Annotated in this window: 18 protein-coding genes and 1 pseudogene; 8 read left to right on the top strand and 11 right to left on the bottom strand. The window is 69.6% G+C overall.

Annotated elements, in window-relative coordinates:
• The first annotated feature begins 179 nt into the window (after positions 1-179).
• Both E1295_RS42725 and E1295_RS42730 read left to right on the top strand, forming a co-directional pair.
• Positions 180-599 (top strand): hypothetical protein, encoded by a 420-nt coding sequence (locus tag E1295_RS42725; RefSeq protein ID WP_132640184.1) that lies wholly within the window; start codon positions 180-182, stop codon positions 597-599.
• A gap of 357 nt (positions 600-956) precedes the next feature.
• On the top strand, positions 957-1,307 hold the full coding sequence (locus E1295_RS42730) for an STAS domain-containing protein (RefSeq protein WP_132640186.1): 351 nt from the start codon (positions 957-959) through the stop codon (positions 1,305-1,307).
• A 36-nt stretch (positions 1,308-1,343) separates the two neighbouring features.
• Here the strand turns inward: E1295_RS42730 and E1295_RS42735 are convergent, their stop codons facing one another.
• The 5 genes from E1295_RS42735 to E1295_RS42755 form a co-directional block, all read right to left on the bottom strand.
• Complete coding sequence (locus E1295_RS42735; protein ID WP_132640188.1) at positions 1,344-1,568, bottom strand: hypothetical protein; 225 nt, start codon at positions 1,566-1,568, stop codon at positions 1,344-1,346.
• 86 nt (positions 1,569-1,654) lie between these two features.
• Positions 1,655-2,452, bottom strand: coding sequence for an IS5 family transposase (locus E1295_RS42740; protein ID WP_132640190.1), 798 nt, complete (start codon positions 2,450-2,452; stop codon positions 1,655-1,657).
• Between the two features lie 344 nt (positions 2,453-2,796).
• Positions 2,797-3,855, bottom strand: a complete 1,059-nt coding sequence (locus E1295_RS42745) for an acyl-CoA desaturase (RefSeq protein WP_132640192.1) — start codon at positions 3,853-3,855, stop codon at positions 2,797-2,799.
• Positions 3,852-4,175 carry an STAS domain-containing protein gene (locus E1295_RS42750; protein ID WP_132640194.1) on the bottom strand — a complete coding sequence of 108 codons (324 nt, stop codon included), beginning with the start codon at positions 4,173-4,175 and terminating at the stop codon, positions 3,852-3,854. The genes E1295_RS42745 and E1295_RS42750 overlap by 4 nt, the downstream gene beginning before the upstream one ends.
• A 191-nt stretch (positions 4,176-4,366) precedes the next feature.
• On the bottom strand, positions 4,367-4,897 hold the full coding sequence (locus E1295_RS42755; RefSeq protein ID WP_132640196.1) for a DUF5994 family protein: 531 nt from the start codon (positions 4,895-4,897) through the stop codon (positions 4,367-4,369).
• Between the two features lie 148 nt (positions 4,898-5,045).
• Between E1295_RS42755 and E1295_RS42760 the strand changes: the two genes are divergently transcribed.
• Positions 5,046-6,050 carry a tyrosine-type recombinase/integrase gene (locus tag E1295_RS42760; RefSeq protein ID WP_132640198.1) on the top strand — a complete coding sequence of 335 codons (1,005 nt, stop codon included), beginning with the start codon at positions 5,046-5,048 and terminating at the stop codon, positions 6,048-6,050.
• Positions 6,051-6,122: 72 nt separating this feature from the next.
• Here the strand turns inward: E1295_RS42760 and E1295_RS49440 are convergent, their stop codons facing one another.
• Both E1295_RS49440 and E1295_RS42765 read right to left on the bottom strand, forming a co-directional pair.
• Positions 6,123-6,281 (bottom strand): hypothetical protein, encoded by a 159-nt coding sequence (locus E1295_RS49440; protein WP_166427686.1) that lies wholly within the window; start codon positions 6,279-6,281, stop codon positions 6,123-6,125.
• Between the two features lie 313 nt (positions 6,282-6,594).
• Positions 6,595-7,203, bottom strand: coding sequence for a TetR/AcrR family transcriptional regulator (locus tag E1295_RS42765; RefSeq protein ID WP_132640200.1), 609 nt, complete (start codon positions 7,201-7,203; stop codon positions 6,595-6,597).
• An 87-nt stretch (positions 7,204-7,290) separates the two neighbouring features.
• On the opposite strand from E1295_RS42765, the gene E1295_RS42770 reads away from it, so the two are divergent.
• From E1295_RS42770 to E1295_RS42780, 3 genes are read left to right on the top strand one after another with little or no spacing between them, the layout of a single operon-like run.
• Positions 7,291-8,472, top strand: a complete 1,182-nt coding sequence (locus E1295_RS42770) for a cytochrome P450 (RefSeq protein WP_132640202.1) — start codon at positions 7,291-7,293, stop codon at positions 8,470-8,472.
• A gap of 5 nt (positions 8,473-8,477) precedes the next feature.
• On the top strand, positions 8,478-9,134 hold the full coding sequence (locus E1295_RS42775) for a class I SAM-dependent methyltransferase (RefSeq protein ID WP_132640204.1): 657 nt from the start codon (positions 8,478-8,480) through the stop codon (positions 9,132-9,134).
• A 58-nt stretch (positions 9,135-9,192) separates the two neighbouring features.
• The gene (locus E1295_RS42780; RefSeq protein ID WP_132640206.1) at positions 9,193-9,525 is read left to right on the top strand and encodes a thioredoxin family protein; all 333 of its coding nucleotides are present in this window, start codon (positions 9,193-9,195) and stop codon (positions 9,523-9,525) included.
• A 422-nt stretch (positions 9,526-9,947) separates the two neighbouring features.
• On the opposite strand, the gene E1295_RS42785 is transcribed toward E1295_RS42780, so the two are convergent.
• On the bottom strand, positions 9,948-11,147 hold the full coding sequence (locus E1295_RS42785) for a coiled-coil domain-containing protein (protein ID WP_132640208.1): 1,200 nt from the start codon (positions 11,145-11,147) through the stop codon (positions 9,948-9,950).
• Positions 11,148-11,436: 289 nt separating this feature from the next.
• Between E1295_RS42785 and E1295_RS42790 the strand changes: the two genes are divergently transcribed.
• Entirely contained in the window at positions 11,437-13,026 is a 1,590-nt protein-coding gene (locus E1295_RS42790; protein ID WP_246081064.1) for an FtsX-like permease family protein, read from the top strand.
• A gap of 68 nt (positions 13,027-13,094) precedes the next feature.
• Positions 13,095-13,340: pseudogene (locus E1295_RS42795) on the top strand (M55 family metallopeptidase); the annotation flags it as partial.
• A gap of 82 nt (positions 13,341-13,422) precedes the next feature.
• Here E1295_RS42795 and E1295_RS42800 read toward each other — a convergent pair.
• From E1295_RS42800 to E1295_RS52725, 3 genes are all read right to left on the bottom strand, one after another.
• Complete coding sequence (locus E1295_RS42800; protein WP_246081068.1) at positions 13,423-13,791, bottom strand: DUF4158 domain-containing protein; 369 nt, start codon at positions 13,789-13,791, stop codon at positions 13,423-13,425.
• A gap of 39 nt (positions 13,792-13,830) precedes the next feature.
• Entirely contained in the window at positions 13,831-14,118 is a 288-nt protein-coding gene (locus E1295_RS42805) for a recombinase family protein (RefSeq protein WP_246081070.1), read from the bottom strand.
• A gap of 256 nt (positions 14,119-14,374) precedes the next feature.
• Positions 14,375-14,581 carry a DNA glycosylase AlkZ-like family protein gene (locus tag E1295_RS52725; protein ID WP_132640216.1) on the bottom strand — a complete coding sequence of 69 codons (207 nt, stop codon included), beginning with the start codon at positions 14,579-14,581 and terminating at the stop codon, positions 14,375-14,377.
• Positions 14,582-14,666: the final 85 nt, after the last annotated feature.

Consider the following 14,666-nt stretch of genomic DNA (forward strand, 5'->3'; position numbering starts at 1 on the left):
CACCACCTCCGCCCCCGCCGGCCTCGACACCGCCGCGAACGCGCTCGGCCTGGCCGGTTGGGATAACGAAGGCGGACAGCCTCGACAGCCTGCCCGCCGCCGTCCCGCGCCCTGACCGGCCGTTCCAGAGGAGGAGAGCCGACACGCGGGCCCCACCACGTGACAGGGAGGATCACACTGTGCACTGGCTGCGCGACATCGACAGGCCCCTCTACCGGGCGGTGCCCATCACGGCAACGGGCACCTGCTTCATCGCCGGAGCGCTGTGCGAGATCGACAGCGACGGCGAGGTCCTGCGCGAATGGCGGCTGGATCTGTCCTGCGGCCCCCAGGTACCTGAGCGCGAACGCCGGCAGGCCCATCGCCTCTGGCAGCAGGGCAGCGTCCACACCACTCCGGACAACCACCGCCTCCTGCTCCCTCAGCAGACCCTCGATCTCGACCTCGCACACCACGCCGTGCAACGCTGGTACGCACGCCGCATCGACGCCACCCCACGCCCCTTGAGCTTCCAGTTCATGAACCCTGCCGGCGAGACCACGCTCAGCCGAACAGGAGACAGTCCGGCACCGGCCACCCCCAACAGGCCACGCGTGTAGAACGTGTCGTCTGCTGGCCCGGGTGCGGGGCATGGCCGACGCCGGGGCCGCCACGCGATGTCGCCCCTCGTAACAGCGCCTAAGCCCACGCCGCCGGCACAGCGCCACGCCGCCCTACCGGAGGCCCGGACGAGGCGGCCTGACCACCGCCTCGGCTGAGTGACGTGAACATCACCCGAGTCCGCGCCACGAGATCAGGCCCGCCACAAAGATCCCGCGGGTACAAGTTGCTTACCTGACGGCCGCGCGGGCAAAGTCACGACATCACGGGGTAGGGGCACCCGCGAATGTCCGATATAGCCGTTCTGCGCTGCGGGGGCGGGCAGGACGACATCCACCGACAATCGACGGCCGATCATGACAGAACTTGCCATCACCGTACGCCAACGCCCCGGCTTCCACCTGGTCCAGCTGGAAGGCGAACTTGACAGCACCACACAACTGCCCTTGAGGCAGGCCTTCAACGAGCTGCTCACCGAGGCCCCACCGAAGATCGTCGTGGATGCCGCACGGCTGGCCTTCTGCGATTCCTCCGGGCTGTGGACTCTGATCGCCGGCCAGCGCGAGGCCGAAGGCCGCGGCGGCGGGCTGCGCTTGATCGGGGTGCACGGGCCGCTGGCGCGGCTGCTGTCCGTCACCCGGCTCGTGGACATGTTCCCGTCCTATGCCAGCCTCGACCAGGCCGCCCACTGGCCCGGACCGCGCTGACCGGCCACGGTCCCCGGCAGCCGGTCCCCTCGTCGGTCACTGCGTGCGGGCCGCCGGTTTGTCCAGCGCCTGGTCGGCCGCGGCGCTGAGCAATCGTGCGGCGGCGGCTACCTCAACGAGCTGAGCAGGCGTCATCGCCTCCAGACACGCGGCGAGCCGCTGCCGGTCGCCGTGGCAGGCCATGCTCATCGCGTTCTGAAGGGCGAGAGTGCGCGAGGCTGTGCTGACCGCCTTCAAGACGCCGGCCAGGGCCTGGTCCACGCCACTGCCAGGACCTGGTCGCTGCGGAGGTCGGGCGTTGGCCATCACTCACCTGCCGTCCTTAGTGCCCGTGTACAAACTGATCGTCAGGTTGATTGGGGAGATGTGGATCGTGCGAGTCGTCGTCCCATGATGATGATCATTGCCCAGAGGACCATGGCTTCGTGGTGTTCGGATAAGCGCTCGTAGTCTCGGACGCACCGCCTGCGCTGAGAGATCCATGACAGTGTGCGCTCCACCACCCACCTGCGAGGAAGGACCACGAAGCCGCTGGCGTCGTCGCTGCGCTTGACGATCTGCAGGGTGAGCTGGAGGTGCTTTAGGGCCCAGGTTACGAGCTTGCCTGCGTAGGCGCTGTCGGCCCAGATCAGGGTGATCCGCTCGTACCAGTCGCGCAGAAGCGTCAGTGCGGGCTTGGCGCCGTCGCGGTCCTGGACGCTGGCGGCGGTGACGATGACGACCAGCAGCAGGCCCAGGGTGTCCACGATGACGTGCCGCTTGGTGCCCTGCACTTTCTTGGCCGCGTCGTATCCGCGCGAGTGGGTGGCGACGGTCTCGGCGGCCCGCAGCGACTGCGAGTCGATGATCCCCGCGCTGGGCTCCCGTTCGCGCCCGTCGGCTATCCGGACCTGTTCGCGCAGGTCGTTGTGCAGAGCGTAGAGATCACCGTCCTGCCACCAGCGGGTGAAGATCGAGTGGACGGTGCGCCAGGGTGCCAGGTAGTCGGCGGGCAGGTTGCGCCACTTGATCCCGTTGTCGACCACGTACCGGATGGCGTCCATGATCAGGCGGCGGCAGTACTTCTCGGGTCGTCCGCCGTTGCCGTGCAACCAGGCCGGCCAGGGCATCAACGGCTTGATGGCCTGCCATTCCTCGTCGGTCATGTCGGTGGTGTAGCGGGGTGCCCGGATCGGGTGGTCGGTTCCGCGGCCGTACCGGCAGGCCACGCACGAGCAGGCAGTTTCGTCGTTACGGGCGACAGTGATGGGGGCTGTGGCGTACAACGGCGGCAGACCTTCCGGTTGGTGGCGGGGCTTGGATAACCACCGTTGCTACCGGAAGGTCACTTTATGTCGCATGAGATTCGCTCTACGTCATGGTTTCGCCTGATATCAGTCCAACGCTGCACGACAGGGATCAGTTTGTACACGGGCACTTAGCTCTGGGTAGGGACGTTCAGTCAGGAATCGTCCCTGACGGCCGGGCCCCGGAGCCGGGTCGGCGGCCATCAGCCAGGCGTGCGCCGCGGTGGCCGCCTGGCGGTGGAGGCGCCGCCGAGGTGGTGCATGGTGGTGCGCAGTGTGTGTTTGCCGGCCACCATGCGACGGTGCTGGAGGCCGTCGGCGGGTTGCCAGCGCACGTTGGTGGCCCAGCCAAGCCGTTCCAGCAGCCGGATCAGCCCGGCGGAGGGGTCGATCTGGCGAGGGCCGCGGCCGTGCCGGGCGCAGCCGGGCTGGCTGTGGTGGCCGTTGTGCCAGCTTTCGCCGAAGGACAGCAGGGCCAGCGGCCACAGATCGGTGGAGCGGTCGTGACGGCGGGTCTTGAAGGGCCTGGTGCCGATCATGTGGCACAGGGAGTTGACGCTCCAGGTGACGTGCTGCAGCAGAGCCACGCGGACCAGGCCGGCCCAGATGAACGCGGTCAGCCCGCCGTACAAGCTGCCGCTGATCGCCCAGCCCGCCACGAACGGCAGGAGCAGGGAGGCGGCGCACCAGGCGGGGAAGGCGCGCGAGATGCGCAGCATGGCCAGATCGTTGCCCAGCAGGTCGGGGGCATACCGTGCGGCCGAGGTGGGCTCGCTGGAAAACAGCCAGCCCAGGTGGGCGTGGGTCAGGCCACGCAGTTGCCCGCCGGGACCGGTGCCGTAGCGGTAGGGGGAATGCGGGTCGCCGGGCCGGTCGGTGAAGGCGTGGTGGCGGCGATGGACGGCCACCCAGTCGATCAGGTTGCCCTGAAAGCTCATCGACCCGGCCACGGCCAGGACGACGCGCAGCCACGGGCGGGCGGTGAAGGAACCGTGGGTCAGCAGCCGGTGGAAGCCGACCGTCACCCCCAGCCCGGTCACCACGTAGAAGACGGCGGCCAGCAGCAGGTCGGTGAGGCTGACCCCGCTTCCCCACGCCAGCCAGACGCCTGCGCCCAGCGCGATGAACGGCGCGACCACGATCGCGGCTGTCAGCGTCACCGGGACGATGCCGGCCCGCGCGGGCGTTGCGGACCGGGGGAACGGCGAGCTGCCGTCATAACCCGCCGCGGCGGCGTTGCGGGTGGTGGGCGTGCCGGTCATGCCATGATCGGGAAGCGGTGGTCCAGGCCGGCGCTGCGCAGCAGCCGGGCCATGAACGGGGGAAGGCCGGTCAGGGCCAGCGTGATGCCCTGGGCCCGGGCACGGCCTTGCACGCCGACCAGCACACCCAGCCCGCCGGCCCCGCAGAAGGTGACCCGGGACAGGTCCAGGACGAGCAGGCCGCTGCTGTGGGTGAGGGTGTTGATCAGTCGCTGGCGCAGCTGAGCTGTGCTGAAGATGCCGATGTTCCCGGACAGATGCACGAGGGTCGGTACCGAGGCGGTCGCGCCGCTGAGTGGGGCGGTGTCGATGACGGTCATGGAAGTTTCCTCACTGGAGAAGCTGAAAGGGGACGGGATGCCTGCCGGCCGGAGATCGGGCCGCCGCCCGTAGGGGCGGTGCCTGGGCCGCTCGATCCGGCCGGCAGGCGGCACGTGGGTCACGCCGGTGCTGACGGCCGGTTGGTTGAGGTGGTCGTCTCCTGGCCGATGATCGACCCGACCTCGTTGTCTCAGTTGGCCGAGCTGCCGGCGATCGCCGCACGGAGGGTCGGGCGCGCCGCGGGGTGGGATGGCAGCTTCGCCAGGGTGAGGATGTCGTCGGGCGTCAGGCCGGCGGTGTCCTGGGCGGTGAGTTTGAGCGTGGCCTCGGCGGCGCCGGTGGCGGTGCCCGAGGGGATGATCAGCAAGATCACTGGCTCTCCGGTGGCGAATCTGAGAGTGATCACGCGCGGGTCGGTGTGGCGGGACCAGCTGATGCGGATCTGCCGGCCGCGGGCCGGGATGCGGCGTGGGAGGCTCTGCCACGTATCGCCATGGACGCTGACGCGGAGCGTGACTCGATCAAGCAACCGGTCGACGGCGGCGATGAGGCCGGGTAGTTCGGCGGCCGCATTGCGGGAGTAGGGCCACCAGGCCCCGTCCACCATGGCTCGCCGATTCGGCACCGGGTGGAGGCTGAGCCGTAGCGCGGAATCGGCCAGGGGGATCGCCGATGAGGCGAAGCTGAGCGGTGCACGCCGAGAAAGAAGTGTCAGCGTCATGTCGCCTAACCTGTCCGGGCCCCAAGAGGCCGGTGGTGGTTCGCCGCGGGTGACGCAGACCTGAATGCCAACGCTCGAAAAGTCCTCGGTACCTTTATTCTACCCCACAACTTCCGGAATCGCTCAATTCCGGAAGTAGACTGTGGGAGTGACTTCCGGAAACAGGCCCGCAGAGTTCGCGGAACCGGTCGGATCAGCTTCCGGAAACACACGCCGGTCGCGGGCCCTTCCGCTTTCCGCTCCGCACGCCGCCGTCCTGGCCGGCTACACCGCCGCGCTCGCGCACGCCCCGCTGGCCGACTCCACCAAGACCAAGTACGTCTCGAGGCTGCGCGGCTACCTGGCCTGGCTGGCCGACCAAGCCGACGCCGGCGCCCTGGACGGCGACCCGCTCACCGACCCCGTCGCCGCCACCGGCGCCGTACGCGACTTCCGCCGGCATCTGAAGAACGGCCGCCGCGCCCCCAACACCATCGACACCTACCTGTCGGCCATCGACGACTTCTACGCCCGCTGCGGCCTCGGCAAGCCCCAGGCCCGCCGCGAACGCGACACCCGCCGCACCGCACCCCGCGCCCTGGACGCCCGGCGCACCCGCCGCTACATCCGCCACGTCCAGCTCACCGCGCCGCCGCGCGACAAGGCCATCGCCCTGCTGCCCTACTACGCCGGCCTGCGCATCTCCGAAGTCGTCGGCCTCGACCTGGCCGACGTGCGCCTGTCGGCCCGCAAGGGCGAACTCCGCATCCGCGGCAAGGGCCGCGACGGCGGCAAGATCCGCCTGCTGCCCGTTCACCCCGACCTGCGCCAGGCCCTGACCGGTTGGCTGCGGGCCCGCGCCGATTGGAAGGGGGCCGGCACCCACGCCGCGCTGTTCCTCAACCACCGCGGCGGCCGCCTGAGCGACCGCGCCGCCCGCGACATCATCACCGGCCTCGGCGACGCCGTCGGCCTGGGTGACGACCCCACCGAACCCTTCAGCCCGCACGTCCTGCGCCACACCTTCGCCACCCAGCTCATCCGCGACGGCAAAGACCCCATCCTGGTCGCCGAACTCCTCGGCCACGGCTCGCTGGACACCACCCGCCGCTACGCCCTGCCCACCGAAGCCGACAAAGCCGCCGCCCTGGACGCACTCATCACCGACCACTAGCAGGGCGAAGAAGCCGCCGAAGCATCCAGCTAAATTACTCGCGGGTACCGCCAACGGCTGTCCGCAGGTTCCTCAACCCCGGTCGCCGAAAAAGTACTCCACCAGGGCGGGATTCTCGGCGGCCATGCCGTCCAGCTTGCTGCCGCCCATCCAGTGCGTGTGGATGCCATGGCCGGTGGTGAGCTGCTCCAGCCAGTCCAGCCGCTCGTTGCTCGGTTCCCACGGGTCCACGAGCGCACCGGCAGAGTGGGCAGCGTCTCGGCGACGAAAGTGTCCCAGGAGTTCTCCACGCTGGTCGCCTGCTTGGCCGTCAGTGCGTGGTTGTAGCGCTTGACCTGGTAGATGTCGTAGCCGTCGGGATTCCAGGCCCGTATGTCGACGCCTCGGTCGCCACGTGATGGGGTGGGCCGGTTGCCGTGCGGGTGCTTGAGCAGCAGCAGTGCCGCGACGAACTCTTCGACCTTCTCCCCGGGTTCGCGCTCCCAGTTCACCGTCGTCATGCGTCATAGCGAAGGAGAAGGCGGCGACATTTCGCCTCGCATCCTCACGCGGTGGGGTGGGCGGCGGCCATGACGCCGTGCACGGCAGCCGTGATGCGCTCAGCCGCCTGGCCGGGGTCGGGCCGACCAGCGTCGAGCCAGGCGATGACGGCCTCCAGGGTGAAGGCGGGGATCAGGTTGGCGGCCCAATCCAGCCACGGTCCCTCTGGGATGACGCGCGCCAGGTTGCGTCGGCCGACTTCACGGGAGGCGTCGGTGATGGAGTCGATCAGGTCCCGGAAGTCGGGCTCGCGGGCGGCGTAGCGGAACAGCAGCTTGAACCCGTCGGGATCGGCGGCGGCGGCGCGTAGCAGGGCGGGGATGGCACTTTCGTCGAAGTCGTCGGCGCCGGTGGCCTCGGCCAGCCGTGCGCACGCGCGGTCCAGTACGGCCCGGTAGAGGTCGGCCTTGGAATCGAAGTGGCGGTACAGCATCGCCCGGGTCAGCTCGGCCTCGGCGGCGATGTCGTCCAGGCCGGTGGCCGTGTATCCGCCGCGGGCGAAGGCGCGGGTGGCCGCGTCCAGGATCTGCTCGCGCCGCTCCGCGCGGCGCAGCCTGCGCACCGGCTGGGCCGACCCGGTCTCGTGCTGGCTCTGGCCCGCTTCAGTCCCCATCCCAACCTCCACTTGTAGAAGGCAAAGTCTACATGTAGCTTTTTATACGTCAGAGTCTACAAATGGGCATCTACTTCAGGAGGGGCTGTGTCCGATCTTGTACAGCTGCCGTTCGAGCAGCCTGGCCCGTTGAAGCCGCCGCCGCTGCTGCGCCGGTTGCAGGCTGCGGGCCCGATCCACGCCATCCGTACCGCGGTTGGCGATCCCGGCTGGCAGGTGACGGGGTATGAGGAGGTGCGCGCCCTGCTGGACGACGCCCGGCTGGGCCGCGCTCACCCCGAGCCGGAACGCGCCTCGCGTACGGGAGAGTCGGAGCTGTTCGGTGGTCCGCTGGGCGGCTTTGACACTGAGCAGGCCGATCACCGGCGGATGCGCGCGTTGCTGCAGCCGCACTTCTCGCCCAAGCGGATGCGCGCGCTGCGCGGCCGCGTCGAGCAGCTCACCGCCCAGTTGCTCGACGAGCTGGAGAAGGCCGGGCCGCCCGCCGACCTGCACGCCGCGCTGGCGCTGCCGCTGCCGATCGCGGTCATCTGTGAGCTGCTCGGCGTCCCGTACACCGACCGCGAGCAGTTCCGCGCTTGGGCGCAGGAGGCCGCCGATATCACCGACCGCACCCGCTCGGCTCAAGGGCTGGGCTCGCTATTCGCCTACGGGCAGCAGCTGGTGGCCCGAAAGCGGGCCGCGGGTGACGCGGACGGCGATGTGATCTCCCGGCTGGCCGCCACCGACGGGGTCAGCGATGACGAGGCTGCCGCGATGGGGATGTTCCTGCTGTTCGCGGGGCACGAGACCACGGTCACCGCGATCGGCAAGGGGGTGCTGTGGCTGCTGGCCACGCAGGGCCAGTGGCAGGCCCTGGTCGCCGATGCGTCCCGGATCGACGCCGCGGTGGAGGAGATCCTGCGCGCCCCGAGCCTGGGCGGCGGCGGCATTCCCCGCTACGCGCGTGAAGACCTGGACATCGCCGGCGTGCACGTGCGGGCCGGGGACCTGGTGCTGCTCGACACCGGCGCCGCCAATCACGACGTGAGCGTGTTCGCCGAGCCTGACCGGTTCGACGTCGACCGGCCCGCCGTGCCGCATCTGACCTTCGGGCACGGCGCCCGCTACTGCGTCGGCGCCCCGCTCGCCCGCATCGAGCTGCAGGTCGTCTTCTCCCAACTCGCCGCCCGCCTCCCCACCCTGGAGCTGGGCTGTGCGATAGAGGAGCTGACCTTCGACAAGCGCACGCTGACCGGCGGGCTGACCTCCCTGCCGGTGACCTGGTGACCGGCATGAGCGCGGCCAAGACCAGCAGACAGGTGAACAGGCGGCGGCCGCTGTTCGGCCGGATGTATCCCAAGATGGCCGCCGGCATGGACCGGGGCGGCATGACCGAACGCCGCCGCGAGCTGCTGGCCGGCCTGTCCGGCGAGGTGGTCGAGGTCGGCGCCGGGCACGGCGTCACCTTCGCGCACTACCCGCCCGAGGTGACGCGGGTGATCGCGGTGGAACCGGAACCGCGCCTGCGCGCGCAGGCCGCCGCCACCGAGACGGCGGCCCCTGTGGAGGTGGTGCCCGGCGTCGCCGAGCACCTGCCCGCGGCCGATCACAGCGCGGACGCGGTGGTGATGTGCATGGTGCTGTGTTCGCTACCCGACGTCGGAGCGGCGCTGGCCGAAGCGCGGCGGGCGCTCAAGCCTGGCGGGCAGCTCCGATTCCTGGAGCACGTACGAGCCGACACGACCGGCCTGGCCCGCCTTCAGGACGTGCTGGATGCCACCATCTGGCCGCATCTGGTCGGCGGCTGCCACCTCGGCCGCGACGCCGAGGCCGAACTCCGGCGGGCCGGGTTCCGCATCGACCACCTGGACCGATTCCTGTTCCCGCCCGCGCGCACCCCGGTCTCCTTCCACATCATCGGTACCGCTGTGCTGGGCAGCGATGAGTGAGCGGCATGGCCAGGCGCGGCCAAAGGCGTCATCGATACGGACAGCAGAGAGGAACGCTATGGACACCACGCCCCTCGTGTTGACCACGGTTGGTTTCGATGCCGAACTGACGGGCGCGGGAGCGCAGCCGTTCCTGGTGGACTTCTGGGCGAACGGGTGCGGCCCGTGCAAGGCGCTCGCCCCGGTGCTGGAGGAGGTCGCGGCGGAGCAGGCGGGCCGGCCGCGGGTGGGCATGGTGCAGCTGAACCACGCGCCGGAGCTGGCGGGCCGGTTCGAGGTCATGGCATTGCCGACGCTGATCGTGTTCGTCGACGGGATGGAGAAGAAGCGGCTGACCGGGCCGCTCACCAAGACTGAGTTGCTCGCCGAGCTTGAGGAGTTCGGCATCTGAACCGCCGAGCCCGGTGGCTCAGCGGCCGGGCGCCGGCCGTCACCTGCCCGGCGAGCCTGAACCGAAAGACCTAGGGGCTGTTTCTTAGCTTGTCATTTAACCTCTGAGCTGCACATTTGCCGTGATCGGCGACATGGGTGACTAATCCGGCATAGCGGATTGTGGCCATTGAGGTACGGCGTGTCGCCGTGAGTTGGGTCAGCCACCGTCTCCATCTTCGAGTTGTCAGTCGGAAGGAAGAGGAGGCGGTGGCTGTGTCATTCATGCTGGCACGCGCAGCGCGGGGCGTCCCGGATTCGGGCGTAGACAACATCTCAGCTATCAGGAGCCCGCTCCTGTCCGCAGGCGTATCGCTCGAAGAGCTCGACTAGGGCATCCCCTGTGTTCCGGCCTCGGCGACCAAATCCTTCGTCAGCAGGCTCTTAGCCCGCGCGCAGCTCGGCCGCCACCGCGCGTTCCCGCAGCTGGGCCGCCTCCGCCCGCGCCGCCTCCAGCTCGGCCCGCACGTCCTCCAGCCGTACCCGCTCCAGCCGCAGCTCTCCCCGCAGCCGGTCGCGCTCCTTGACCGCCGCGTCGGCCCGCGACTTCTCCCGCGAGACCAGCTTGCGCTCCCGGGACAGCGCGGCGGCCGACTCCTCCTCGATGCCCGCCGCCTTGACGGTCAGCCGCTCCACCTCACCGGCGGCCTGTGCCGCCTCCTGGAGTGCGACCGCCCGGTCCCGCTCGGCCGCGGCCTCGGCCCGTTCGGCTTTGACGGCCCGCTTCACGGCCCGGTCGCGTTCCTGCGCCGCCGCCTCCTCCCGGGCCTTGGCACCGACCGCCTCACGTTCGGCCTGCTCCCGAGCCCGCACGGCCGCCGCCGTCTCTTCCCGTGCGCGGTCACGTTCCGCCCGTGCCTGGCCGGCGGCCTGCTCAGCGCGTACGGCCTGCGCCCGGGCCTCAGCGATCTGCCCTTCGGCCAGTTCCACGCGCTCCGCGAGCTCCCGTACGGCCTGATCCCTAGCCTCCTCGGCCAGCTCCACCTGGTGGGCCGCCTCCGCGGCCTGCCGCTCGCTGGCCTCGGCACGCCGCTGCGCCTCCTCCGCCGCCTGCAGCGCCTGCCTTTCGGTGCTGGCCGCTTCCCGCAACGCCGCCAGTGCCTGCTCGCGGGCGCGTTCGGCGTCGGCCAGCGCGGTGTCGCGCTCATGCTCGGCCTCCTCAAGCCGCGACCGCATGTCAGCCGTCTGCCGGCGAGCGTGCTCGGTGGCCTCACGGGCCAGGCGTACCTGCTCGAACGCCTGCTCACGCTCCGTGCGTGCTATCGCCACCCGCGTGTGCGCCTCCGCCTGCACCGCGCTCAGCTTCGCCTCGACCCCGGCCGGGCTCAGCTCGTCAGCCAGCGCCCGCGCCAACGGCTCGATGGCGGAGGCCAGCCCGCTCTCCATCCGGTCGTACAACTGCTCGGCCCTGGCCAGCGCACCTTCAAGCCCTGGCGTGGCCCGCCGCAACTCACGTTCGCGCTTGGCGGCAGCCTGACAGTCCTTCTCCGGACAGTACGCCCTGGGCCGGCCCCTCCCCCGCCGCTGCTCGATCGGCGCACCACAGTGCTTACACGGCGTCACCACGCTGGCCTCTTCTGTCACGACAGTAGTCTAGCATTTTTTATTTTCCAGAAAATACAAACCAGAAATTCAGATCCGCGCCACCCTGAACGATCGAAGTCAACTTGCGGGAAGGCAGAATTCCCACAAGTTGTCCTGGACCTAGGGTTGAGAAACCTACGGACAGGAATGCCACGTGGTGTCAGTGGAGTTGCTGTGATGCGCAGGCTCACTGACACCGGGTCCTGGTCATATCCGGCCGTCGTGGTCAGTGTCGTCGGCGGCCCGAGCTGTTCACCGGCTCCGCACACGCCCTGCGAGAACGGGTGCTGTGGCGGCTCCTGCCTCCGGCGTCACCGCGCACAGCGGGCCGTACCCCGTCATCGCGGGAAAGCTTGAGGCGTCCGGCCAGACGTCGGATGTCCAGGCCATGGGGCGCGACGGCACCGTCGCGGCGGTCGATCAGCCCGAGGTGACGCAAGGCAAGTGGGTCAGCGACGGCGGCGTGGTGCTCGAGGCCGCCTTCGCCGACTCGCTCGATGTGGGCGTCGGTGACTCGGTCGCCCTGGGCAGCAGGTCGTTCAAGGTCGTCGGCGTCGCGGTCACCGCCGCCATGCCGCCCTATCCCGAAGCGTCCTGCATCGTCTCCACCGGCTGTATCAACGGCGCCATCCCCGACGACCGGAACCTGCCGGCGGGGTTGCTGCACAATCCCGGACTGGTCTGGCTCACTCAGGCGGACGTGCGGAGCCTCGCCTCGGACGGAAGCTCGCTGTCCTACGTGATGAACCTGAAGCTGGCCGACCCGGACACAGCGCAGGCATTCGTCGACCGGACCGGCGGCGATCAGGGCGGCTCCATGCCGATGCAGACCTGGCGAAGCATCCTCGCCGACGCCACCGACCTGGCCAAAGACTCCCAGATCCTGCCGCTCATCGGCGCCTGGCTGCTCGCCGTGGCCAGTCTCTCGGTGCTGGTGGGCGGCCGGATGGCCGACCAGCACCGACGCGTCGGACTTCTCAAGGCAGTCGGCGGCACCCCGAGTTTGGTCGCTGCCGTGCTGCTCGCGGAGTATCTCCTCGTGGCCGTCGTCGCGGCCGCGGCCGGGTTGACGATCGGAGCGCTGACCGGTCCGTTGCTCACCGAGTCCAGTGCCGGCCTCGGCGGCAGCGCGGGGACGGCATCGTTGACCTGGTCCACGATCGCTCTGGTGACCGCCGTGGCACTCGGCGTCGCGGTGGTGGCGACCGCTGTTCCGGCCGTGCGCGGCGCCCGCTCCAGCACCGTCAGCGCGCTGGCCGACGCGGTACGCCCACCTCGCCGCACCGGTTGGCTGATCACTGTCTCGGCGCGAGTGTCCGTCCCGCTGCTGCTCGCCTTGCGGGTCGCCGCCCGGCGGCCGCGACGGGTGGTGCTGGGCGTGGTCAGCATCGCGGTCACGGTCAGTGGCATCTACGTCCTGCTGGTGCTCAACGCCTTCCTCGCCGACCAGCCAGGCACCGGCGCATACACCGAAGCTCAGGTGGCGGTCCTGCGGCACGTGCTCCTGGTCTGGACGGTCATCCTGCTCACCCTGGCGGCGGTCAACGCCATCGTCATCACCTGGGCGACGGTGCTCGACAACCGGCATGCGTCGGCGCTGGCGCGCGCTTTCGGCGCGACCCCGCGGGAAGTGACCGTCGCCCTGGCGACTGCGCAGGTGCTGCCCGCGCTCCTCGGTGCCGTCATGGGTGTCTTCCCGGGAGGGTTCCTGCTGTTCGCCGCCATCAACACGATCACCGGCGGCGACAGCGGCAAGGCCACGCTTCCCGCACCCTGGCAGCTGATCGCCCTGGTGCTGGCGACCGTGCTCGTGGTGGCGGCGCTTACCTCCGTTCCCGCCCACCTTGGCGGCCGCCGTCCCGTGACCGCGACTCTCTAAGCCTGCCACCACGGCAAGCCTGATGATGCCGCGTAAATCCGTTCCTTGAACCGCTCACCTCTGCCGAAGCACACGATCTCCTGCTGCGCGGCACCGGTCAGGCGATGCGGCTCCACGCCGCCACAGCACCGGCCTCAGTGCCGCACCCGCTCCGCATCGGGGTCGACCTGCATCAGCCGCGCGCGGCGGATCTGGCCGCGCTCCTGCCCGGAGTCACCCGGCGCGGGCGCACCGTTGCCTTCGACGCCGAGACCATGACGGCCGCCTACGGCATGCTCCACGTCATCGTCGCGCTCACCCAGAACGGGCCGTAAGCACCAAGGGGGTGGCCCGCGCCCGGCGCGGAGCCACCCCCTACGATCAACCGCCTATACCATCGGCCAACTGCACCGGGGGTCAGGGCGTCAGCCCCAGCTCACGCAGCTGCGCGACCCGGTCCACCGCCGCCGGCGGCGCCGAGCCCACATCGTCGGGTACGAACCCGAGCCACGGCAACGTACACAGCTGGACCAGCATGCCCAACTGGTCGACCGGGCCCCGCCCCTTGCCCGGATCGACGAACGCCACGTCAGCTGACGTCGGCGTGAAATACCGGATCAACTCATCCGCGCTGATCTCCGGGAACGAGCGCAGCTGCTCCAACTGCTCCTCGGAGAACATCTTCTCTGACAACGCACCACTCCACGTGTCGTACCGGACAAAACCGGAACGACCGTAGCGGCAGTGATCATCAACCCGCCACAAGAAGTCAAGCTCCTCAATCACCGCAGGTCAGGGGCTACTTCGTTGGAAATTTCTTCATTGCTACCGTGACCCCAGGGAGCGGCCGTAACGGGCCAGTTCGGGGACGACGAGGGTGTCGCCGGCGGACAGGAAGGCGTGGCAGGCCGCGAGTTCGGGGCGCTGGGCGGTCTTGCCGGACCTCTTGTCGGCGAAGATCTTGCGGCAGCCGGCGGCGGTCAGGGCGTCGATCTGGCGGTCCAAGCTCTGACCGCGGGTGGAGACGCGGGCGTACCCGATGCGGATCTCGGAGCGGACGGCGGGGAAGGCAGCGAGGAGGTCATCGGGAGGGTCCAGCGGGGTGGTCGTCACTCCCGGATTCTCTCAACAAACGGCGTCTAGGGTTGTTGAAGACACCAGGTTGTTGAAGCGAGTTTTTGAAGACCATTCGCCCAGGTCGCCCTTCCCCGCCCAGCGTCTTCAACAAACGATCGTTTCTTGAAGATCAGACTCGCCATCCGGCGACTGGCTCGGTAGGCCTTTTCTGCTGGCGTCCCGGCTTCTTAAGGTGCTGACGGGACTTCGGAGATTCTGACCTGATGCCGGTCAGGTGACCTGATCGTCGTGTTCAGCGGCACGACAGGAATGGCTGCAGTCGGGTGATCTCGTGGTCGGCGGCCTGCCGTTCGGTTACCGACAGGGGTCGGAATGGCGTCAGTCGTACTTCGCCTGCGGCGAAGGACCAGGTGCCGCGGACGTAGCCGTCGATGAGCACGGTAGGCAGGACTCTGGCCTGGCCGGGGGTGACATGCTTGCGGTCGGCGTCGGCGATGATGCGGCTGCTGCCCGCCTACGACAACGTCCTCCTGGGCCACGCCTGGATGTCCGCCACGGTGGCGGGGCCGAAGGCGGCCAGGTAG

This window comes from Nonomuraea mesophila (genome assembly GCF_004352805.1).
GTDB lineage: Bacteria > Actinomycetota > Actinomycetes > Streptosporangiales > Streptosporangiaceae > Nonomuraea > Nonomuraea longispora.

Coding starts and splice junctions, on each gene's coding strand:
- E1295_RS42780 (WP_132640206.1), top strand. CDS start 9,193: ATGGACACCACGCCCCTCGTGTTGACCACGGTTGGTTTCGATGCCGAA.
- E1295_RS42750 (WP_132640194.1), bottom strand. CDS start 4,175: ATGACCGTCATCGACACCGCCCCACTCAGCGGCGCGACCGCCTCGGTA.
- E1295_RS42730 (WP_132640186.1), top strand. CDS start 957: ATGACAGAACTTGCCATCACCGTACGCCAACGCCCCGGCTTCCACCTG.
- E1295_RS42755 (WP_132640196.1), bottom strand. CDS start 4,897: ATGACGCTGACACTTCTTTCTCGGCGTGCACCGCTCAGCTTCGCCTCA.
- E1295_RS42745 (WP_132640192.1), bottom strand. CDS start 3,855: ATGACCGGCACGCCCACCACCCGCAACGCCGCCGCGGCGGGTTATGAC.
- E1295_RS42775 (WP_132640204.1), top strand. CDS start 8,478: ATGAGCGCGGCCAAGACCAGCAGACAGGTGAACAGGCGGCGGCCGCTG.
- E1295_RS42740 (WP_132640190.1), bottom strand. CDS start 2,452: ATGACCGACGAGGAATGGCAGGCCATCAAGCCGTTGATGCCCTGGCCG.
- E1295_RS42765 (WP_132640200.1), bottom strand. CDS start 7,203: ATGGGGACTGAAGCGGGCCAGAGCCAGCACGAGACCGGGTCGGCCCAG.